Below are 20,341 nucleotides of genomic sequence, written 5' to 3'. Positions count from 1 at the left end.
AACCATACAGGAACCATACAGTGGGGTGGAGAGAAATGGATTTAATGAGCTTGGAATTTTGGTCGGCGCTAGTAGCTATCGTGTTCTTCGATCTGTTGCTCGCCGGGGACAACGCGATCGTCATCGGGATGGCCGCCCGCAATTTGCATAAGGATCACCAGAAGAAGGCGATCCTATGGGGAACGGCCGGCGCGATCGGCATTCGGGTAGTCGCTACGTTTTTGGTATTATGGGGGATGCTCGAAATTCCGTTTTTGATCGCCGTAGGCGGAATATTGCTGATCTGGATTTCTTATAAGATGCTCGTGCAAGAAAACGATCATGGCGAGATCAAAGCCGGAACAACGCTATGGGGCGCCGTTAGAACGATCATTATCGCGGATGCGGCCATGGGTCTGGACAACGTAATGGCTATCGCGGGAATGGCGCAAGGAAAGCACGGAAGCTACGTGCTTGTCGTATTGGGACTTTTGATCAGTATTCCGATCGTCGTCTGGGGTAGCACATTGTTCATCAAGATCGTGGAAAAATTCGCTTGGATCATCTATATCGGTTCCGGAATATTGGCGTTCACCGCCGCGAAGATGATTACGCACGAACCGCAATTCAAAGTCGCATTCGAGGATCGTCCGGTATGGACATGGACGTTCATCTCCGCCATCACCGTAATCGTAATCCTTTCGGGCGTATGGACGAACGCAGTAAGAGCGCGTCGCGCCGCGCAAGGGCGAATAGCTCACGAGCAGCCGAAAGCAAGCCTAAACAAGCCTAAACAAGCCTAAGGCGCCGCTTACCACAAAAAAAGTAGCCGTGAAACGCATGAATTTGCGCTTCACGGCTTCTTCTTTTATAGGCTTAAAACCACTCGTCCTCGGCTTCGGCTTCTTCCGACTTCGCGCTCGCCGCCTGTTGCTCCGCTTTGTTCGACAGAACGACGACTTCCATCCCTTTAACCGCCTCGTCGATCAATCGGCTCAAGGCTTCGCCCAGCTTCTCCTCCACTTGCTCCACGACGGACAAGTTCGGATGAATAGCCGGCGACTTAGGTACGAACAACGTGCAACAATCTTCGAAGGGCAAGATGGACGTGTCGTATGTACCGATCCGCTGCGCATACTCGATAATATCCAGCTTGTCCATTACGACAAGCGGACGAAGCATCGGCAGCGTCGTCGCCCGGCCGATAACGTTCATGCTGACGAGCGTCTGGCTAGCCACTTGGCCGAGACTATCTCCGGTAACGATCGCCAGCGCCCCGTTTTTCTCCGCAAGCCGCTCCGTGATACGCAGCATTATCCTGCGCATTAACGTGATGATTAAGCTGTCATGTCCCGATTGCGCGAGCATCGTTTGGATTTCCGTGAACGGCACGAGATGAAGCTTGATTTTGCCGCTATAATAGGACAATCGCTTCGCCAACGTCACGACCTTATCCTTCGCTTGCTCGCTCGTGAACGGATAACTGTGGAAGTGAACTGCTTCCACGGCGAGCCCTTTGCGCATCGCCATCCACCCTGCGACGGGACTGTCTATGCCGCCCGACAGCAATAGCATGGCTTTCCCGTTCATGCCTAGCGGGAACCCGCCGGCGCCTTTCTCCTGCACGCAGTAAATGAACGTGCCTTCGAATTGAATATCGATTTTAAGCTCGGCTTCCGGTTGGCGGACATCGACCGTAAGCGACGGCGTATTCCGCAGCAAATGCGCGCCCACGAGATGGTTCATCTCGAGCGAGTTGTGAGGGAATTGCTTCCAGCCGCGCTTGACACTAACTTTGAACGTGCTCGGCGCCGGCGTCATCCCTTTGAGCAGCGTTAGCGAAGCTTCGCGGATTCGTTCCAGGTCATGCTCGACTTTGACGACAGGACTGAAGGAGACGATGCCGAAGACATTTTTCAAGATTGGCGCGATCGACGCGTAATTTTCACCGTTCAAACGGATGTATACCCTGCCGAATGCGCGTTCGTAAGTCAGCGCTGGAAACGCGCTAAGCACGGTCTGAATTTGGTCGAGCTGCATTTTCTCGAACCGGTTCCGATTGCGGCCTTTGATCGTAATTTCCCCGAACCGGACTAAGATCAGATCGTAATTCATGGCTAACTCCTTTCGAGCGGCTTAAGCTCCGCGACCGCTTGCCGCAACGCGGCGGCGAGTATGTCGATATGTTGTTGTTCGTGTTCGTCCCCGAAGCTGATTCGGATGCTGCCTGAGGCGCGCGCTTCCTCGTAGCCCATCGCAAGCAGGACGCGGCTTGGCTTCAGGCTTTTGGATGAGCAAGCCGATTGCGTGGAGATCAGGATGCCGTGCTTTTCGAGCATATGAACGAGCACTTCCGGCCGCATCCCTGGATAAGAGAGATTAACGATATGAGGAGCTGTCCGGTATGACTCGCCAATGTCCGCTTCCCTTTGCCGTTCGCCGATCCCATTAACGACAAGCTCGGGGATATCCGCGATCGCATCTAACAATCTCAAGCGGAAGGCGTACATTTTCTCCCTGCGCAAAGGCATCCCCTCCATCGTCAGGCGCAACGCCTGCGCCGTTCCGACGATTCCCGGCACGTTCAGCGTACCCGAGCGAAGCCCGTCCTCTTGGCCTCCTCCGCTAAACAAAGGACTTAACCTCATCCCTTCCTTGACGAGCAACAACCCGACGCCTTTAGGGCCGCCGATCTTATGTGCCGAGCCCGAATAGAGATCCACCTTGGCATCGCGCCAGTCAAACGGTACTTTACCGATCGCCTGCACTCCGTCGACATGGAACCGAACCTGCGAATGGCGGGATACGATCGCGCCGATCTCCTTGATCGGCTGTATTACGCCTGTCTCGTTGTTCACGTGCATAACGCTGACGAGGACGGTGTCTTTGCGTATAGCTTTAGCTATGTCGTCGGGGGATACCCTGCCCTCTGCATCGACGGGCAATATAGTGACGTCAATGCCCTGCAGTTGCAGTTGCTTAACGCACTCGAACACGGAGGCGTGCTCGGTGGCCGTCGTTATGACATGTTTCATCGCACGAGATACGCCCGCAATCGCCCCGCGAATCGCTAGATTATTGCTTTCCGTCCCGCCGGAGGTGAATATGACCTCGCCGGGCGCAGCTCCGAATCTTTCCGCTACGCCGGCTCGAGCACGTTCGACCAGCTTGGCGGCTTCCGCACCGGATCGATGCAGCGCCGCCGGATTGGCGTAATGCAGTCTCATGATGTCGGAGACCGTATCGATCACCTTCGGATACATCGGCGCAGAAGCGCTATGGTCGAAATAATAAGGTTTCACGCATGTCCCCCGATCCGCAATAAAGGGATCGATAACGGCGCATAGGCGCCGTCATGATCCCTGTTAGACCTTTGTTCATTAAATCGTTACGCGCTCCACTGGGTTGCCGCTGCAAGTACTTTGCGTACATACGTCTGCGTCTCTTGCGGCAATTCCGCGTATTTAGCGGCAATATCTTGATCGTTCGCGATACCAAGGCGATCTACGCGACCAGGCCCTGCATTGTACGCGGCTAATGCAACGGATACGTTCCCATCGTATTTACGCAGCAAGTACGATAAAAATCTCGTGCCGCCGTCGATGTTCTGCGCGGGATCGAATGCATTCGTGACGCCAAGCCCTTGGGCAGTGCCGTCCATAAGCTGCATTAATCCTTTGGCGCCGACCGAAGATACCGCGTTCGGGTCGAACGAGGACTCCGATTGAATAACGCCTTTGATCAGCGTAGGCGATACGCCGTATTTCTCCCCTGCAGCGGCAATAAGATCATCGAATGCCGCTGATGAACCGCTCGTGTCGGGTGATAACGCGCCTCCCCATGAAGCGTTCGGCTGCATAAGCGCCGATAAGGACAACCCGTCTAACGAAGAGGGTTGTTCTGAATCTGTATTATCCATTAATTGACCTAACAGCATATCGAACAATCCAGTGCCTTCGGTCTCGGACTTGCCGGATGGCGAAGCGACTCCCAACGGATTAATGTTCTGCATCCATTGCGTTAGCAGCATCTGTTTTAGTAAACGCGGATCCGTCGTTACATTCACGTCGGCAATCTCCCGTCAGTTCAAGTGTTGTACGCTAACATTGTACAACATCGCGCGCCCCCCGGCTAGTCCCGACAACTTTCGCGATTAGTCGTGCTTTTGACCTAGTCGTCTTTAGGTTTGAACGTTAAACAACAAGTGACGGATGATGTCGTTGCATGATCTTGATGCATGGCGAATTCTTCGGCGAACTCCGCATCCCAATGGTTTTTCGAATGAGAATCGATTTCGATTGCAATTTCCTGCGCTGCGCAACGGTTGCCCTGACCCCAGAACGAGCAATTGCTGACACTACACGAGACGCCGTTCGGCATCACAATCACCCCCTGTCCTATTGTGCACCCCGGGTGATCGGGTATGCGGACAGAGGGTGCGGAGCCTGTTGGCAGATTTGTTATTTGGAGCTTTGCATGCGGCGTTGCGTCAAATAATCGCTTTCGTAGAAGGAAAGATCATCGCGCAGTTCTTCGTAAATCCGAGACACGTTAAGCACGACGTCGCGAGCGACGCGAATCGGCTTCATCCGGAAGCGAATGGCGTCTTGTCCGGTGTAAGCGTAGCGGCCGTCTTCGGAATAGCATTCGTTCTTCGGATAGAAAAAGGCGTTAACGCCGTTATGATACACTTCGTAAAGCGCGCGTTCGGCCAATTCGACATCGAAGTTAGGACGTCTAAGCACGGCGCCAAGTTTTTCGTAGGCCACTTCTGAAAATACGAGCAAATGTCGCATGTCCGACAACAAGCCGCTGTAGAAGCTTTCTGCCTGCTCGCTGTTCTCTTGCACGAGCTGCGGCATTGCGTTGGTGTTCAGAAATTGTTCGATCTGAACGATCGCCGCTTTTAATTTCTCTCGGGTTGCCTCGGCAAGGTCTTTAATTTTCATGGCTGGCATGGATTGTTCCCCTTTCCAATGTGCGAAACCGTAGTGAATCCGGTGTTAACTAGCGTCAAGCGAAATAGTTCCGCATCTGCAATATCGTCAGCGAAACTTCCCTCATAGTACCACAAAACGCTAACGAAAGGTACTGGCATCAGCCAAAATGCAGGGTATATTTTTGCGCTTGCGCCTCATCCTAACGTATAATGCTCCCTCTTGCGCGGGGACCGATAAGGAGAGATGCCCGTATGCGTCGCAACGCGCTGCTTGGGTTGTTGCTTACTACCGCGATCGTCATAATCGCCGTCCCGGTATTGTTCCGCGATTGGGGTTCGAGCTCTAAGCCCCACATTGCCTCAGATCAAAGATCGTCTCATCTAGAAGCCGTATACAAACAACAGATCTTGCACGATGATATGGTGGCTACCGAACGGCTATCCCGCGCGCAAACGGCGGCCGATATTCGGCGTTACTTGAAAAAAGGCGAATGCACGATGCCCGAGATGAAGAAGTTGATGGCTCTGCATCCGGAGATGCGGTTATTAGAATGGTCCGACGGAAACAAAGTCCATACGACCAAATCGAGAGACGTTGCCACGCCATTAAAGTCAGTTGCGGAAAGATACTTTAACGCGGGACGCGTAGCGATTAGACAAGGGAAATCCTACACCTCCCCTCTGTTCGTGGATCAAGGTAAAAGTTACTTCGTTATGGCGCAAGCGGGAGAACGTCCGGCTCGCAGCGGACTCGTGTCGCTCATTTCCACGGAAGTCGTTCAATCGGTCGAACGTCACCAGCGGCGTAACTTAAGGCTCGTACCTTACCCGGCGGAAGGACGCTACAGAGTGGAATCCGTCCTTCCAAATTCGACGAAAGACATTACCGTACGTTCGGGGGAAGACAACGGCAACGCCAGTCATTATTCCGTCGACGAAGTCGTCGTCAAGTTCCGACAACCGCTGACGGATGCCCAATTGCTGGAATTGCGCAATTCACTCGATCTGACGGTCGTTCGCCATACGCGGCAAACTTACGTCTTCCGATCGAAGAAACATAATACGGAAGCGTTAATTGCCTACTTCAAGTCCAAATGGAATCCGATTTACGTCGAGCCCCACTATTTGTACATGACGAACGAGCTCCAAGAAGCCCCGGCTTCGGGGGGAACGATTGTCCCTAATGATACACTCTATTCGGAATACCAATGGAACTTGCCACGGATTGCTACCGAATCGGGCTGGTCTGTTACGAAAGGGAGCGACGACATCATCGTGGCGGTTGTGGATACGGGCGTGCAAGCGGATCATCCCGATCTTCAAGGACGCTTGGTCAAAGGCGTGAACATCGTCGACCCTTCCAGCCCTCCCGACGACGACGTCGGTCACGGCACGCACGTGGCGGGCATCATTTCGGCGGAGGTGAACAACGGAGAAGGCGTGGCGGGAATGACTTGGTATACGAAAATCATGCCGGTCAAAGCGTTGGACAGCTCCGGAGCCGGATCGACTTATTCCGTAGCGGAAGGCATATTATGGGCGGTCGATCACGGCGCGGATGTCATCAACATGAGTCTCGGCAATTACGCGCAAGCGGAATTTCTTCACGACGCGTTGAAATACGCCTACGATCACGGCGTAGTGCTCGTCGCGGCCAGCGGGAACGATAATACGGACAGGCCGGGCTTCCCGGCTGCTTACCCCGAAGTGCTCGCCGTGGCGGCGACGGATCCCGACGAGTCGCGCGCAGAGTATTCCAACTTCGGCGATTATATCGACATCGCCGCTCCCGGAACTTCCATTCCGAGCACGTATCCGGGCAGTCGCTACGCGGCGTTGTCCGGTACTTCGATGGCGAGTCCGCACGTAGCTGCGTTAGCTTCGCTCGTTAAATCGGTCAATCCGAAGCTTACGAACGAAGAAATAATGGATTTGCTTAGACGCACCGCGAAGGACCTTGGCCAGCAGGGCAAGGACAACGATTTCGGCTACGGCCAGATCGACGTGAATTCGGCGCTTCAATCGGCTAGCGGATCTGGCACTTCGCTTCAGCTGTTTCCGAAGCAAGTGCGGCGCGAGCTGGAACGGTTGAACGCGGAGTAGTCTTTATAACGATAACAAAAACAGGGTTGTCTTGATCGGATGTTACATCCGTCGAGACAACCCTGTGTTCATTGTAAGGCTATGCCGGAAAGATTGCCGTAAGCCGGGTTCTGTACTTCCGGTGGTAGTAGCGGACTGCTTGCGCTAGTCCTCCCACGTATGGAAGCGACAATCATCTTTCTAGGCCGCACATTGCTATACGGCTCAAGCGACCAACCCGAACGCACCCCGAGCAAGGGCTGCAGCCGCAAGCGGCTACGACGTTCTCTTAGGTCTTGCTCCAAATGGGGTTTACCAGGAACAAAGTCACCAGTGCTCCTCGTGGTCTCTTACACCACGGTTCCATCCTTACCTGTGCATCTCTCCCTTGCGGGAAAGAGCCATCGGCGGTCCATTTCTGTGGCCCTAATCCTTCAGCTCGCGCTGACTGGACGTTATCCAGCATCCTGCTCTATGGAGCCCGGACTTTCCTCTCGTGGCGCGAAGCCACCAGCGATTGTCTGTCAAACTTTCCGGTTTGCATCGATAAGTATATCGCGAATCGCGCGCAAGCACAACGGCAATGGATGGGTAAACTGAGCGACTTCGGTAAAATGCTACGAACTGCCGGTTCGCTTACCCGTCAACGCAGCTTAAACGGCTCCGTATTCACTTTCGAAGCGAACACTTCCGTTGCGTAGCCTTTGCCCTTCAATTGCTCCTGCAGCCACTCGGCCGTCTTAGGCTTCATGATCTTCTCCGCATTGTGGCCCGGATCGACAAGCGCGAGTCCCGCGACTTCCGCGTCGTGTGCGGTGTGATAGTCGATATCTCCCGTTACGAGGACGTCAGCCCCCGCGAACGAAGCATGCCTGATGTAACGCGCGCCGGAACCGCCAAGCACGGCGACTTTGCGGATTTGGCGCGAGCCGTCACCGACGACGCGAACGAACGGCACGTCGAACGCCCGTTTAACCCGTTCCGCGAACTCGTCCAGCGTCTCCGGTGTCGGAAGCAGCCCGACGCGACCTAAGCCGAATGATCGTCCCTTTAGATCCATCGAGTACAAATCGTACGCCACTTCTTCGTAAGGGTGAGCTTTGAGCATGGCGGAGATGACCGCTTTGCGAACGCTTTGCGGCACGACCGTCTCGATGCGAATTTCCGCCGCGCTCTCCAGCTTGCCTTGTTGTCCGATAAAAGGCTGGCTGCCTTCTCGTGGAAGGAACGTCCCCGTGCCCTCCGTATTAAAGCTGCAATGGCTATAGTTGCCGATCCAACCCGCCCCGGCGGCGAACAGCGCGGCTCTCACTTTGTCCTGATGCGATTCCGGAACGAAGACGACGAGCTTGAACAGCTTGTCGGTATGCACCTCTTCGAGTACGTCGCGTCCGTTCAAGCCTAGCGCTTCCGCCATCCAATCGTTCATACCGCCTTCGGCGGTATCTAGATTCGTATGAGAGATATACACCGCAATATCTTTGCGCAACAAATTCGCGGCTAACGCGCCGGCTGGCGTGTCGGTCCGCAAATGCGCTAGCGGCCGATAGATGACCGCATGGTGCGCGATAATAAGCTCCGCTCCAAGCTCGCCCGCCTCTTCAACGACGGCAGGCGTAACGTCTAACGCCACGAGAACGCGCCGCACTTCGCGCGCGACGGAACCGACTTGCAAGCCGATCTTATCGCCTTCCACCGCGTAATACTTCGGCGCGAGGCGCTCCATCAGTTGGATGATCGTTTCTCCGCGGGCAAACATGCCAACACCTCCCGGATTTCTCGCACGTCTTCCTGCCATTCTTTAGCTTTCTCCGCCGCCTCCGGCGCATCCGTATGACTTAGTTGTAAGATGACGCGCTCGCGCTTCGCGATTTCCTGCTCCCACTTGCGGTGGAAAACCTCTGTCGGCTCGCGCATCAAGAGCGGTCCCATTTCGTACATGAGCGACGGGGATACCTTCGGAAGCCGCGGAGCAAGCAACGTTAAATCGTAGAGCTGCGCCGCCTTCTCCCCGGCTTCCGCTTCGTCGTCCACTTTAATCGCGCGTATGACGGAGTAAATAACGCCGTCTTCCTCGATTAAAGTCTCACGATCGATCACGTAACGATGCACCGTCAGCCATTTTCTGACCGCGTCTTCCGCGACGTGCGGCGACAGGATCAGCGTACGAACGCCTTCTAGACTCGCTTTCCCTTGATCAAGAATACGCACCATGAGGCTTCCGCCCATACCGGCGATCGATACCGCATCGACTTCCCCAGGCGATACGACGGCGAGACCATCTCCTAGTCGAACCGACACTGCATGTGCCAGTCCGGCTTCCGCTACTTGCCGCTTGGCTGCTTCTACCGGGCCTGCGTTCACGTCGCCCGCGATAGCCATGCTTACTTTCCCGCTGCCCGCCAAAAAGACGGGGAGCAGCGCGTGATCCGTCCCGATGTCGGCGAGCCGCGCCCCTTGCGGGACCCACTCGGCAAGCGCCGACAATCTGCGTGACAGCTTCAAGCCTGCTCCGAATTGTTGATCCGATTGTTTCATCTGTTTATGCAACCCATTCCATCCATTGTTTTCGTAAGCGGAACATACCGAATCCCGCGAGCAAAATTTTGCTAAGGAGTTCGATCTGAATCCAGTTTTTGTCTATTTCATAGAGCGCCGAATACACTTCGGGCATAAACCATAAAAGCAGCGCCACCGCGAACAGCACCGCACCGCTCGACTTGTATTTCACGTGCACGAACCAACTCAACCAACCGAACAAGAGCGCCGCGGGAAGCCAAAAAACTTGAACCTCGAGCCAACTCGGATGTTGCACCTGATCCGCGAGCAGCATCGTGTATACCGCTATCGCGCAAATCCAACCGAGTCCGTGCAATAGGACAGCGTTTAACGCGATGCCGCTTACGATCCATACGACCGAGCAAATGACGAGGACCGCGATATATCCGGCTCCGCTTGTCCAGCCTTGGATTTGGCAGATGCTGAACCCCGTTCCCAAGAGAAAGAAGCATCCCGTGCCGGCCAGCATCGTGCTTCGCAAAGAGCTTCGGTCTTGTAGTTTGCCCGCAAACCCGATGAACGCCGCCGTTACGACGCCGGTCAACCCTATTTGCAATGCCAAGGGAAACGCGCTAAAATGAAGTACAACAAAACAAATCAAGGTAAAAATTCCAAATGTAAGGAGCCAATGCTTGCCTGACGCTTGGCCGATTTTCTTGACCGCGTTGCCGATCAACCCTTGCGGACGTTCATTCACGTTTTCCAAATACAAGTTGATCAGAAAGTCGCAATAATGCTCGGGCAATAACTTACTGCGACGCCAAGCTTCGATTTCTAACACGATCGCTTTGCGCTTATCATCAGCACTTGAAGCCATGCGGCGATTCCTCCTAACGCCTTCGGAAAAAAAAGACCTTCAACCGTTACGGCCAAAGGTCTCATCCGAACGTTCGGCATGATGTTATTCCAAGAAATCTTTCAACCGCTTGCTACGGCTTGGATGGCGAAGTTTACGCAAAGCTTTCGCTTCGATCTGACGAATACGCTCGCGAGTGACTCCGAACACTTTGCCGACCTCTTCGAGCGTGCGAGTGCGGCCGTCATCGAGTCCGAAACGCAAACGAAGAACGTTCTCTTCCCGCTCGGTAAGCGTATCGAGCACGTCTTCAAGCTGTTCCTTGAGCAGCTCGTACGCGGCGGCATCGGCAGGTGCCAAAGCCTCTTGGTCTTCGATAAAGTCGCCCAAGTGGGAATCGTCTTCTTCGCCGATCGGCGTCTCGAGCGATACCGGTTCTTGCGCGATTTTCATAATTTCACGGACTTTATCCACGCTCAGTTCCATTTGCTCCGCGATTTCTTCCGGTGCAGGTTCTCTGCCCAGCTCTTGCAGCAATTGGCGCGATACGCGAATGAGCTTGTTGATCGTCTCCACCATATGAACCGGAATCCGGATCGTCCGGGCTTGGTCAGCGATGGCGCGCGTAATCGCTTGGCGAATCCACCACGTCGCGTAAGTACTGAATTTGAAGCCTTTCAAATGGTCGAACTTCTCGACCGCTTTAAGAAGTCCCATGTTGCCTTCTTGAATGAGATCGAGGAACAGCATGCCCCGTCCTACATACCGCTTAGCGATACTGACGACTAGACGAAGGTTGGCTTCCGCCAGCCTTTTTTTCGCTTCCTCGGCTTCGAATCCGCCGGCTTCGATCTTCTTGGCGAGATCGATTTCGTCGTCTGCGCCCAAAAGCGGCACGCGGCCGATCTCTTTCAAATACATGCGTACGGGATCGTTGATTTTAATGCCTGGCGGGAGAGATAGATCGTCGTCGAAGTTGAACTCGTCGCGTTCCTCTTCTTCTCCGTGCCGTCCCATTTCGTCGTGATCGTTCACGACCTCGATACCTAAGTCAGCCAACTGCTCGAAAAACTCGTCAATTTGCTCCGGATCTTGATCGAAAGGAGACAATTTCTCCATGATGTCTTTATAGGTCAAGGAAGATTTCTTCTTGCCTTGTTCCATCAATTGCGCTTTGACCTGTTCAAGCGTCGATTCCGTCTCAAGCCCTGTGTGTTGATCGTTCGCCATTCCCGACTCCCTCCTCCTTAGCCAGCCAACGCGTTATTGCTGCTTGCGCCGCTTATCCAAGGCGATAATCTCTGTCAAAATTTGTGCGGCTTTAATGGGGTCGCCCGATCTCTCCGCATGATGCATTTCCTCTTTCTTCCGTTCCATCTCTCTTGCGAGAGAAGCCCGGCCGATGGTGCGGAGACAATCATCCATAACCCGTTCGTCGAACGGCGTATGGTCCAGCGCGATCGCGCTAGCGGTGCTTTCCAAGCGGTCATCCTGTAAAGTAGTAATAAACCGACCGACATCCGGATCGTTGCCTTGAGCATAATATGCATATAAATAAGCAGCAAGCGCCGCGTGATCCTCTACGTGAAAATCATCTCCAAGCCGTTCCTGAACGATACTAGCCATATCGGCATCCAGCATCATCCATGCCAGCAGCTGTCGCTCCGCTTGTACGTTCGCCGGCGCGAGCGTAGGATGCCTGGACGACGTTCGCTTTTCATTCCATTCATTATTCCACGTTCCGCTTGGAATATCCCTTGCGTTTCCCAATTTCTCCCGCTGCCTGACTTCCGAGCTTTCCTGCTTCAGCGTATCGATCGATACCCCGAATTCCTGGGATAGCTCTTTCAGCAGCAACTCCCGCTCCGTTGGAGAATCTTGTCTTGCCACTAGCTTAACCGCTTCGCGCAAATACCGGATTCTTCCATCTTCTTCTAGGAGTATATGGGCTTTCCTCAAATATATAAGCTGAAATTTGATGGTGGATACCGCGCCTTCGATGCATTCCCTTACGAACGCCGCAGGACCGTTAGCCGAAATATATTCGTCCGGATCCATTCGATTAGGAATTACGCTCACCCTGACGGCGAATCCTGCTCCTTGCAAAAGCGGGATGCTCTTATGCGCAGCGGCTTGTCCAGCATCATCTCCGTCATAGCACAATACGATCTCGTCAGCGAACCGTTTCAGCACGGCCGCATGCTCGTTCGTGAGCGCCGTCCCCATCGTGGCGACGCCGTTATGCACGCCGGCCGACCAGGCTTTGATCACGTCAACGTAGCCTTCGAACAATACCGCTTGGCGCGTTCGCCGTATGACCGGTTTCGCTTCGTTCAGCCGGTATAGCGTTCGGCTCTTGCTGAAGAGCGGGCTCTCCGGAGAATTCAAGTATTTCGGCTGTCCGCTTGTCATCAAGCGACCCGCGAACGCGATCGGAACACCGTTGCCGTCGTGAATCGGGAAAATGACCCGGTCGCGGAAACGATCGACGTACCCTTCTCCCTCCTGCTTGCGGGATAATAATCCGGCCGTTTCCATCTCGCTTGCCGCGTACCCTTTGCGCTCAAGCGCATTGGTAAGCGTGTCCCATCTCGCCGGCGCATAACCGATGCCGAATTCCTCGATCAAGGCGTCGGTAAACCCGCGCGATCTCAAGTAGTCCATTGCCGGCTTGGCGGGTTCCGTATTGCGCAAGATGTAATGATAGAGCTTGGCTGTGTACTCGTGCGCTTCCACGAGTCTTTGCTTCTCTTGTTGCTGCGGCGTCGGTTCCGCGTTGCTTGCCGCGGACCAAGTGACCGGAAGTCCGATCTCCTCCGCAAGCTGCTTGACGGCTTCCGGGAATGTTAGACTCTCCATGTCCATTACGAATTTGATAACGTTGCCGCCTTTGCCGCAACCGTAGCAATGAAAAATTTGCTTCTCGGGCGTCACCGTGAAAGAAGGCGTTCTCTCGGAATGAAATGGACATAGGCCCTTTAAGTATTTGCCGTTCTTGACGAGATGAACGACTTTCCCTACGGTTTCGGAAATCTCATGGCGACGCAGCACTTCATCGATAATGGATTGGGGGATCATGCCGTTATTCATTACATGCTCACCTTCAGGCTTGTCGTATTACAATTCGCTAACGGTCGAGATTTTCCTGCATCTCCCGCAATAGAGTTGTCAGTTTTTGTTGAAACCTGTCTCTGTCTTCTTCGGTGAACGGCTTAGGACCTTTCGTCCGCATGCCGCCTCGTCTTTGCCTGGCGGAAAAATGCCGCTGCTCCAGTAAACCTTCGATGTCGTTCTCGCGAATTTCTTTGCCGCGAGGCGTCAGCACCGCGGCCCCTCTCGCGAGCCCCAAAGCCGCAAGTCCGTAATCACCGGTGACGAGAATATCCGATTTCGTAAGGACGTTGGCGATGTACAAATCGGCCGATTGATCGCTTGCGTCTACGGTTACGACTTGAACGGACGGCTCCGGCGTCAATACGTGCGCATGGCTCGAGACCATAAGCGCCGTAGCGCCCACGCTTCTGACCGTTCTGGCAATTTCCGACTTCACCGGACAAGCGTCACCGTCCACGACGACACGATTCCGCACGTTCGCCATCGCATTCACCACGTTCACCCCAAAGTTTGCCGTATTATTATATACGATAACCGGCACCGAAATCCTGCATTTGACCTATTAAAATTTATGTTCGTCAGGACTACCCCTTCGACAAAAAATACTTGTAAAGGCAACGTAAGCGCCCTTACAAGTACGATTTATGCGCATATCGGGTTTCGAATGCCGATAAGTTACTTCTGGAATCGTTCCAAAATCAAACTCGCGGTTTCTTCGACCGCTTTATTCGACACGTCGATGACGAGACAGCCGATCCGGTCCATCACTTGCCTTGCATGGTCAAGCTCCCGGCGGATGCGATCGGATGTCGCGTAAGGAGCCGTATCAGGCAACCCTAGCGCCTTCAGTCTTTCTTTGCGGATCGCGTTCAGCGCATCGGGATTGATGGTCAAGCCGACGACCTTATGCGCCGGGGCGTCGTATAGTTCCTTGGGCGGAATAAGCTCAGGAATTAACGGCACGTTGGCTACTTTGAACGTCTTGTGCGCAAGTACCATCGATAACGGCGTCTTCGACGTACGCGACACCCCGACGAGCACGATATCCGCTTTGAGTATGCCCGTCACGTCTCTGGCGTCGTCGTATCTTACGGCGAATTCGACCGCTTCGACTTTGCGGAAGTAATCCGCGTTCAGCGCATGGTTTAGGCCCGGCTCATGCCTGGATTCCCTGCCGAGCTTCTCCTCCAAGCTGCCGATAAGCGGCCCGAGCAAGTCGATGACCGTCAGCTCGATCAGCTTGGCTTGTTCGACCATGTAATCCCGCAGGAACGGGAGGACTAGCGTGTACAGCACGATGCTGCTGTCGGCTTTGGCCGCGCGAACGACGGCATCGATGCTTTCCCGGGTTTGAATGAACGCCGCCCGGCGAATATGGACGGACATCGGGTGAAACTGGGCGGCCGCCGCCCGCACCGCGAGCTCTCCCGTATCTCCCGCGGAGTCGGACACGACGTATACGGTAACGCTTTGCTCGTTCATCAGGCAGCGCCTCCCTTAATAATCCGTTTCGCAACGGTTAATTGATGATCTATGCTTAGCCCGCGAGCTTCGCGAAATCCGCGAACGCCTTCACGTCTTCGGCGATGAGCGACAGCAACGCAAGCCGGTTGCGGCGGATCGCTTCGTCTTCGGCCATGACCATGACCGCCTCGAAGAAGGCGGCGATCGGTCCGCTCAAGGAAGACAGCGCGGACAACGCCTCGGCAAGGTTAGCCTCGGCGAACGCTTTGACGAAGTTCCCGTGCGCGCCTTGCCACGCTTCGTACAGCTTCGTCTCCGCGGCGTCCGCGAACAGACGCGCGTCAACCTGCTTCGAATCCGCTTTGGAAGCCAAATTGCATACGCGGTTGAAAGCTTCGACGGCCGGACGGAAGTCCGCCTTGTTGCCGCCCGCCGCTACCGCTTGAAGCGCTTTGGCGCGCAACAGCGTGCGGCGAACGTCACCTGCGCCCGCGCCGATAATCGCATCGGCGACGTCATAGCGGATCGCTTGCTCGGACAGCACGTTGCGAATGCGAAGCGTGAAGAAGTCTTGCAAATCTTTACTGATCTCGTAAGAGTCGCGTTTCAAGCCGCGCTCGCCATGTTGCTCAAGAGCGATGCGGAACAGATCGGTAAGCGACAGTTCAAGCTCGTGCGCCAGCAACGTGCTAACGATGCCTTGCGCTTGTCTGCGCAGCGCGTACGGATCTTGCGAGCCGGTCGGAATGATGCCGATCGAGAAGCAACCGACGATCGTATCGATCTTGTCGGCGATGCCGACGATCGCGCCGACGAGGGATGCCGCAGGCTTATCGCCCGCGTTGCGAGGCGAATAGTGCTCGTTGATGCCGCGCGCGACGCTCTCGCGTTCGCCGGCTTTGCGCGCGTAATCCTCGCCCATGATGCCTTGCAGCTCAGGGAATTCATAGACCATTTGCGAGACGAGATCGAATTTGCAAATGTCCGCCGTACGGCTTACGTCGGCTTGCGTCGCATCGTCCACGCGCAGATGCTGCGCGATCCGGTCCGCGATCTTGCGTGTGCGGCGAACTTTATCCGCTACCGTGCCGAGCTCTTCGTGGTATACGATATTTTCGAGCTTCGCCAACGCGTCCGCGATAACGAGCTTCTTATCTTCTTCGTAGAAGAACTTCGCATCGGATAACCGCGCGCGAAGCACCTTCTCGTTTCCTTTAGCTACGACGTCTAGCGACAGGTTGTCGCCGTTGCGTACCGTTACGAAGTGCGGTTGCAGCTTGCCTTCTCCGTTCAAGACCGGGAAGTACCGCTGATGCTCACGCATCGAAGTGATTAGCACTTCTTGCGGAATGTTCAAGAACGCCGGGTCGAACGATCCCGTCAGCACCGTAGGCGTCTCGACGAGGAACAATACTTCCTCGAGCAGATCGTCTTTCACGGCGATATCCCAGCCGCGAGCTTCCGCTAACTCGCGAATGCCTGCCGTAATCGCTTCTTGGCGTTCCGCCACGTCGACGATGACGTGCTCGGCGCGAAGGCGCTCGACATAACGGCTAGGCTCTTCGATGACCGTATCTTTGCCGAGGAAACGGTGGCCGCGGGATACGTTGCCCGTGGCGACGCCGGTAATCTCGAACGGTACGACTTCGCTGCCATGCAACGCAACCAACCAGCGGATCGGGCGCACATAACGCAAATCGTACGCGCCCCATCTCATGTTTTTAGGGAACGTAAGCGACGTAACTAGCGCAGGAAGCGCCTCGGGCAACAGCGATGCCGTCTCTACGCCGATGCTGCTTTTTTTCGCGTATACGTACTCGACGCCAGACAATTCGCGGAAGAACAACGCTTCGGGCTCCGCGCATTGGCTGCGCGCGAAACCGAGCGCCGCTTTGCTCCATGCGCCGGTTTCGTCCATCGCGATTTTGCGAGCCGGACCTTTAACTTCTTCGTTCACGTCTTCCTGCTTGTCGGCCAGTCCGATAACGTGGACGGCCAAGCGACGCGGCGTCGCGTAGGCTTTTACTTCTCCGAAGCCAATGCGGCTGTCGGTCAGCCACTTTTCCGTCTTGTCCTTCAATTGCTCCATGGCGGCGCGTACGAAACGGGCCGGCACTTCTTCCAAACCGATTTCCAACAACAGGTCTTTAGCCACGGTTCACCGCTCCTTTCTTCAGCAGCGGGAATTCCAGCCGCTCGCGCTCTTGCAAGTAAGTCGCCGCGACCTGGCGGGCCAAGTTGCGCACTCTCGTAATGTAACCCGTACGCTCCGTGACGCTGATCGCGCCGCGCGCGTCGAGCAGGTTGAACGAATGCGAACATTTCAGTACGTAGTCGTAAGCCGGGAATACGAGATTTTGTTCCATCGCGCGCTTCGCTTCCGCCTCGTAAGTCGAGAACAATTGGAACAGCATCGCAGGGTCGGACACTTCGAACGTATATTTGGAATGCTCGTATTCCGGTTGCTTGAATACGTCGCCGTAGCTGACGCCCTCAACCCACTCGAGATCGAATACATTCTCTTTTTCCTGAATATAAGAAGCTAGCCGCTCCATGCCGTACGTGATCTCGACCGCCACGGGAACGCAGTCGATGCCGCCGACTTGCTGGAAGTATGTGAACTGGGTAACTTCCATGCCGTCCAGCCACACTTCCCAGCCAAGGCCCCATGCGCCGAGCGTCGGGGATTCCCAGTTGTCTTCGACGAACCGGATGTCATGATGCAGCGGATCGATGCCGAGGCGTCTCAAACTTTCCAGATACAACTCTTGTATGTTGTCCGGAGAAGGCTTCATGATGACTTGGAATTGATGATGCTGATACAGACGGTTCGGATTTTCACCGTAGCGTCCGTCCGCCGGACGACGGGAAGGCTCCACGTAAGCGACATTCCACGGCTCCGGGCCGATCGTGCGAAGAAAAGTCATCGGGTTCATCGTTCCCGCGCCTTTCTCCGTGTCGTAAGGCTGAACGACGATACAGTTCTGTTCCGCCCAAAACTGTTGCAGCGTCAGCGTCATTTGCTGAAAGTTCATCGGTTCATTCGCTCCTTTGATTGCTCTTTGATTAAGATAGGCGAACGGCCGAACGGTACGAGAAAATCAAAAAAAAGCCCCGTCCCACGTCCGCCATTGCAGACATAGGGACGGAAGCTTGTCGCTCCCGCGGTTCCACCCTACTTGGTTTATGCAAGCATAAACCCGCTCTTTCGCGCTTTCTCTCCGGAGCGCCTTTCACCTATGCCGTCCCTCCGGGCTTGCACTATCCCCGGCTCGCTGCGCTTGCCGACGGTCATCGGCTACTTTCTCCTTCATTGAGAACAATTCAATTATGAAGCCATTCTAAACTACCGGAACGATGGATGTCAAACCGTCCCGTCGCCCGCATCCGGTTCGGCGGGCTCTTGCGCATGAATAGTCGGACGCGGTCGGTCGGTCGGACCGCCCAGCAACTCTCCGTACTTCTCTAGTTGATCGAGAAACTGCCGCGATTTCAAATTCAGCGCGAGATGCGCATCCATCCATCTGCGCATAACAAGCTGAAGCTGACGCTTGGAGCTTTCCCGTACCGTGATGTTGCCTAGCCGGCGCAAATCGAGCGGCACGAATAACCGTAGCAGCTTCCATACGCCATCTTCGAGCTCTAACGCCGCGGAATCCCGATAACGGCACGATCCGCATAAAGCCCCGCCGGCAAGCGGGCTGAATCGAAATGGTCCTTCCTCTCGCCCGCAGCTTACGCATTCGTCGAGCATCGGCGTATAGCCTGCCGCATTCACGACTTTCATTTCGTACGCCCGAAGCACGATTTGCGGGTCTTTCCCTTCGACTAGCGCGGTCTGACACGCCTTCAATTGATGAAACAAATAGGCGGCCGCTTCGTCGTCGTTAATGGCACGATCCGTCAGCTCGGCCGCATAAGCCGCGTAGGCCGGTCCTTCGAGCCCCTCGCGGAGCTCGCGAAAAGATTCGAGAATTTCCGCGCTGTTCAGCGTACCGAGCGAGCTGTTCTTGTAATACGAATAATCTCCATATGTAAAAAGCTGCGCCGTCGCGCCGAACCGGCTCTTGAGCTTTTTGGCTCCGCGCACGACAATGCCCTGCTTCCCGAAACTCGGGGTAAGCAGGGTAATGATTTTATTGCCTTCTCCGTAATCCACGCTTCGAATGACTATGCCTTCGACCCGATAGAGCATCGGTCCTCAATCCTCGTCCCCACTATCGCTATCGTCTTCCGCCAAACCGTCCGCGATTGGATCGGCCATACTTAAATCGTTCATTTCTTTATACAGCAAGTAAGCCTCAATATCGCCGGTTTGCTTAAACACGTGCCATGTAAAATCACGCACAGCGCCTCATCCTCCCACGGCGGAAATGAATTGCTTCTCCACAGTTAGGATGTCTCTTGACGCCGTCGCGTATCCCTGACAAGTTTAGGGTCGAGCCTTAGTCGTTACGGAAGCCCAATGTCTTCAACACCGATTCGCGGTTTCTCCAGTCTTTATTGACCTTGACCCATAGCTCCAGGAAAATCTTCGACCCGAGCAGACGCTCCATATCCGTACGCGCTTGCTTGCCGATTTCTTTGAGCAGGGCGCCGCTTTTGCCGATAATGATCCCTTTTTGCGAATCGCGTTCCACGTAAATAACAGCCCCGATGTTCACGAGCCCATTGTCCTGTTTGCTCATGCTTTCGATCTCGACGGCGATGGAGTGCGGAATTTCTTCGCGGGTCATTTGCAATATTTTTTCCCGAATGAGCTCCGCGCACACGAACTGCTCCGGATGGTCCGTAATTTGGTCGGCCGGATAATACATCGGGCCTTCGCCTAGATACTTGGACACTTGCTCGAGCAGCGCGTTGACGTTGTTGCCTTGAAGTGCCGACACAGGTACGATTTCCGTAAAATTGTGCAGCTTGCGCCACTTATCGATTACCGGCAGCATCGCGTCCGGTTGGATCTTATCGATCTTGTTGAGCACGAGAAATACCGGCGTATTGACCGATTTAAGCCGTTCGATGATATAACGGTCGCCGCCGCCCAGATCTTCGGTGACGTCCGTCAGGAATAGCACCGCATCGACTTCGCTAAGGGCGCTTTCCGCAGCTTTCATCATGTAATTGCCTAGCTTGGAATTCGGCTTATGGATACCCGGAGTATCGAGAAACACGATCTGGATGTCGTCGGTCGTATATACGCCGTGGATTTTGTTGCGCGTCGTCTGCGGCTTGTCCGACATGATCGCGATTTTTTGCCCGATTACTTGGTTCATTAGCGTCGATTTTCCTACGTTCGGACGGCCGACGATGGCCACGAAGCCTGATTTGAAGCCTTTTTTGCTCATTCGTATTCTCCTTGGGGTGAATAATGCTAACGCGTCCTATGTAACGCCACTTTCTCTATTTCG

The 20,341-nt window shown here is 54.7% G+C and carries 19 protein-coding genes and 1 other RNA gene; 2 read left to right on the top strand and 18 right to left on the bottom strand.

Annotated elements, in window-relative coordinates; all coding sequences use genetic code 11:
- Window positions 1-35: 35 nt before the first annotated feature.
- Window positions 36-782, top strand: coding sequence for a TerC family protein (locus ACFPQ4_RS22265; protein WP_378114123.1), 747 nt, complete (start codon window positions 36-38; stop codon window positions 780-782).
- 73 nt (window positions 783-855) lie between these two features.
- On the opposite strand, the gene thiI is transcribed toward ACFPQ4_RS22265, so the two are convergent.
- The 5 genes from thiI to ACFPQ4_RS22240 all read right to left on the bottom strand — a co-directional run bounded on the left by thiI (window position 856) and on the right by ACFPQ4_RS22240 (window position 4,937).
- Window positions 856-2,094, bottom strand: a complete 1,239-nt coding sequence (gene thiI / locus ACFPQ4_RS22260; protein ID WP_378114122.1) for a tRNA uracil 4-sulfurtransferase ThiI — start codon at window positions 2,092-2,094, stop codon at window positions 856-858.
- Between the two features lie 2 nt (window positions 2,095-2,096).
- A complete protein-coding gene (locus ACFPQ4_RS22255) occupies window positions 2,097-3,281 on the bottom strand; it encodes a cysteine desulfurase family protein (protein WP_378114121.1) in 1,185 nt (394 codons plus the stop codon).
- An 86-nt stretch (window positions 3,282-3,367) separates the two neighbouring features.
- Complete coding sequence (locus ACFPQ4_RS22250) at window positions 3,368-4,045, bottom strand: lytic transglycosylase domain-containing protein (RefSeq protein WP_378114120.1); 678 nt, start codon at window positions 4,043-4,045, stop codon at window positions 3,368-3,370.
- A gap of 104 nt (window positions 4,046-4,149) precedes the next feature.
- Entirely contained in the window at window positions 4,150-4,359 is a 210-nt protein-coding gene (locus ACFPQ4_RS22245; protein WP_378114119.1) for a DUF1540 domain-containing protein, read from the bottom strand.
- 80 nt (window positions 4,360-4,439) lie between these two features.
- Complete coding sequence (locus ACFPQ4_RS22240) at window positions 4,440-4,937, bottom strand: DUF3907 family protein (protein WP_378114118.1); 498 nt, start codon at window positions 4,935-4,937, stop codon at window positions 4,440-4,442.
- Between the two features lie 233 nt (window positions 4,938-5,170).
- On the opposite strand from ACFPQ4_RS22240, the gene ACFPQ4_RS22235 reads away from it, so the two are divergent.
- Window positions 5,171-7,021 carry a S8 family peptidase gene (locus ACFPQ4_RS22235; protein WP_378114117.1) on the top strand — a complete coding sequence of 617 codons (1,851 nt, stop codon included), beginning with the start codon at window positions 5,171-5,173 and terminating at the stop codon, window positions 7,019-7,021.
- Between the two features lie 84 nt (window positions 7,022-7,105).
- Here ACFPQ4_RS22235 and rnpB read toward each other — a convergent pair.
- The 13 genes from rnpB to era all read right to left on the bottom strand — a co-directional run bounded on the left by rnpB (window position 7,106) and on the right by era (window position 20,278).
- Window positions 7,106-7,533: RNase P RNA component class A (gene rnpB / locus ACFPQ4_RS22230), an RNA gene on the bottom strand.
- Between the two features lie 110 nt (window positions 7,534-7,643).
- Complete coding sequence (locus tag ACFPQ4_RS22225; protein WP_378114116.1) at window positions 7,644-8,759, bottom strand: Nif3-like dinuclear metal center hexameric protein; 1,116 nt, start codon at window positions 8,757-8,759, stop codon at window positions 7,644-7,646.
- The gene (locus tag ACFPQ4_RS22220) at window positions 8,726-9,538 is read right to left on the bottom strand and encodes a tRNA (adenine(22)-N(1))-methyltransferase (RefSeq protein WP_378114115.1); all 813 of its coding nucleotides are present in this window, start codon (window positions 9,536-9,538) and stop codon (window positions 8,726-8,728) included. The genes ACFPQ4_RS22225 and ACFPQ4_RS22220 overlap by 34 nt, the downstream gene beginning before the upstream one ends.
- Window positions 9,539-9,542: 4 nt before the next feature.
- Window positions 9,543-10,376, bottom strand: a complete 834-nt coding sequence (locus ACFPQ4_RS22215) for a hypothetical protein (RefSeq protein ID WP_378114114.1) — start codon at window positions 10,374-10,376, stop codon at window positions 9,543-9,545.
- 84 nt (window positions 10,377-10,460) lie between these two features.
- A complete protein-coding gene (rpoD, locus tag ACFPQ4_RS22210; RefSeq protein ID WP_378114113.1) occupies window positions 10,461-11,585 on the bottom strand; it encodes an RNA polymerase sigma factor RpoD in 1,125 nt (374 codons plus the stop codon).
- Window positions 11,586-11,618: 33 nt separating this feature from the next.
- On the bottom strand, window positions 11,619-13,445 hold the full coding sequence (gene dnaG / locus ACFPQ4_RS22205; protein ID WP_378114112.1) for a DNA primase: 1,827 nt from the start codon (window positions 13,443-13,445) through the stop codon (window positions 11,619-11,621).
- A gap of 37 nt (window positions 13,446-13,482) precedes the next feature.
- Window positions 13,483-13,953 carry a YaiI/YqxD family protein gene (locus ACFPQ4_RS22200; RefSeq protein WP_378114111.1) on the bottom strand — a complete coding sequence of 157 codons (471 nt, stop codon included), beginning with the start codon at window positions 13,951-13,953 and terminating at the stop codon, window positions 13,483-13,485.
- 191 nt (window positions 13,954-14,144) lie between these two features.
- Entirely contained in the window at window positions 14,145-14,951 is an 807-nt protein-coding gene (locus ACFPQ4_RS22195; protein WP_378114110.1) for a pyruvate, water dikinase regulatory protein, read from the bottom strand.
- Window positions 14,952-15,006: 55 nt separating this feature from the next.
- The gene (gene glyS, locus ACFPQ4_RS22190) at window positions 15,007-17,088 is read right to left on the bottom strand and encodes a glycine--tRNA ligase subunit beta (protein WP_378114109.1); all 2,082 of its coding nucleotides are present in this window, start codon (window positions 17,086-17,088) and stop codon (window positions 15,007-15,009) included.
- Window positions 17,081-17,968: a glycine--tRNA ligase subunit alpha gene (gene glyQ / locus ACFPQ4_RS22185; RefSeq protein ID WP_378114107.1), complete on the bottom strand. Its 888-nt coding sequence runs from the start codon at window positions 17,966-17,968 to the stop codon at window positions 17,081-17,083. The genes glyS and glyQ overlap by 8 nt, the downstream gene beginning before the upstream one ends.
- Window positions 17,969-18,297: 329 nt before the next feature.
- A complete protein-coding gene (recO, locus tag ACFPQ4_RS22180) occupies window positions 18,298-19,128 on the bottom strand; it encodes a DNA repair protein RecO (protein WP_378114106.1) in 831 nt (276 codons plus the stop codon).
- 6 nt (window positions 19,129-19,134) lie between these two features.
- Entirely contained in the window at window positions 19,135-19,281 is a 147-nt protein-coding gene (locus ACFPQ4_RS22175) for a YqzL family protein (protein ID WP_378114105.1), read from the bottom strand.
- A gap of 97 nt (window positions 19,282-19,378) precedes the next feature.
- The gene (era, locus tag ACFPQ4_RS22170; protein WP_378114104.1) at window positions 19,379-20,278 is read right to left on the bottom strand and encodes a GTPase Era; all 900 of its coding nucleotides are present in this window, start codon (window positions 20,276-20,278) and stop codon (window positions 19,379-19,381) included.
- Between the last annotated feature and the right edge of the window lie 63 nt (window positions 20,279-20,341).

The organism is Cohnella yongneupensis (assembly GCF_042655785.1).
Taxonomy (GTDB): domain Bacteria; phylum Bacillota; class Bacilli; order Paenibacillales; family Paenibacillaceae; genus Cohnella; species Cohnella yongneupensis.
Note: the sequence above shows the minus strand (reverse complement) of the source record. Positions and strands in the feature narration are given on the sequence as shown.

Excerpts from the sequence above, each read along its gene's own strand:
- ACFPQ4_RS22265 (WP_378114123.1), top strand. The coding sequence starts at position 36 with ATGGATTTAATGAGCTTGGAATTTTGGTCGGCGCTAGTAGCTATCGTG.
- thiI (WP_378114122.1), bottom strand. The coding sequence starts at position 2,094 with ATGAATTACGATCTGATCTTAGTCCGGTTCGGGGAAATTACGATCAAA.
- ACFPQ4_RS22245 (WP_378114119.1), bottom strand. The coding sequence starts at position 4,359 with ATGCCGAACGGCGTCTCGTGTAGTGTCAGCAATTGCTCGTTCTGGGGT.
- ACFPQ4_RS22240 (WP_378114118.1), bottom strand. The coding sequence starts at position 4,937 with ATGCCAGCCATGAAAATTAAAGACCTTGCCGAGGCAACCCGAGAGAAA.
- ACFPQ4_RS22235 (WP_378114117.1), top strand. The coding sequence starts at position 5,171 with ATGCGTCGCAACGCGCTGCTTGGGTTGTTGCTTACTACCGCGATCGTC.
- ACFPQ4_RS22225 (WP_378114116.1), bottom strand. The coding sequence starts at position 8,759 with ATGTTTGCCCGCGGAGAAACGATCATCCAACTGATGGAGCGCCTCGCG.
- ACFPQ4_RS22220 (WP_378114115.1), bottom strand. The coding sequence starts at position 9,538 with ATGAAACAATCGGATCAACAATTCGGAGCAGGCTTGAAGCTGTCACGC.
- ACFPQ4_RS22215 (WP_378114114.1), bottom strand. The coding sequence starts at position 10,376 with ATGGCTTCAAGTGCTGATGATAAGCGCAAAGCGATCGTGTTAGAAATC.
- rpoD (WP_378114113.1), bottom strand. The coding sequence starts at position 11,585 with ATGGCGAACGATCAACACACAGGGCTTGAGACGGAATCGACGCTTGAA.
- dnaG (WP_378114112.1), bottom strand. The coding sequence starts at position 13,445 with ATGAATAACGGCATGATCCCCCAATCCATTATCGATGAAGTGCTGCGT.
- ACFPQ4_RS22200 (WP_378114111.1), bottom strand. The coding sequence starts at position 13,953 with ATGGCGAACGTGCGGAATCGTGTCGTCGTGGACGGTGACGCTTGTCCG.
- ACFPQ4_RS22195 (WP_378114110.1), bottom strand. The coding sequence starts at position 14,951 with ATGAACGAGCAAAGCGTTACCGTATACGTCGTGTCCGACTCCGCGGGA.
- glyQ (WP_378114107.1), bottom strand. The coding sequence starts at position 17,968 with ATGAACTTTCAGCAAATGACGCTGACGCTGCAACAGTTTTGGGCGGAA.
- recO (WP_378114106.1), bottom strand. The coding sequence starts at position 19,128 with ATGCTCTATCGGGTCGAAGGCATAGTCATTCGAAGCGTGGATTACGGA.
- era (WP_378114104.1), bottom strand. The coding sequence starts at position 20,278 with ATGAGCAAAAAAGGCTTCAAATCAGGCTTCGTGGCCATCGTCGGCCGT.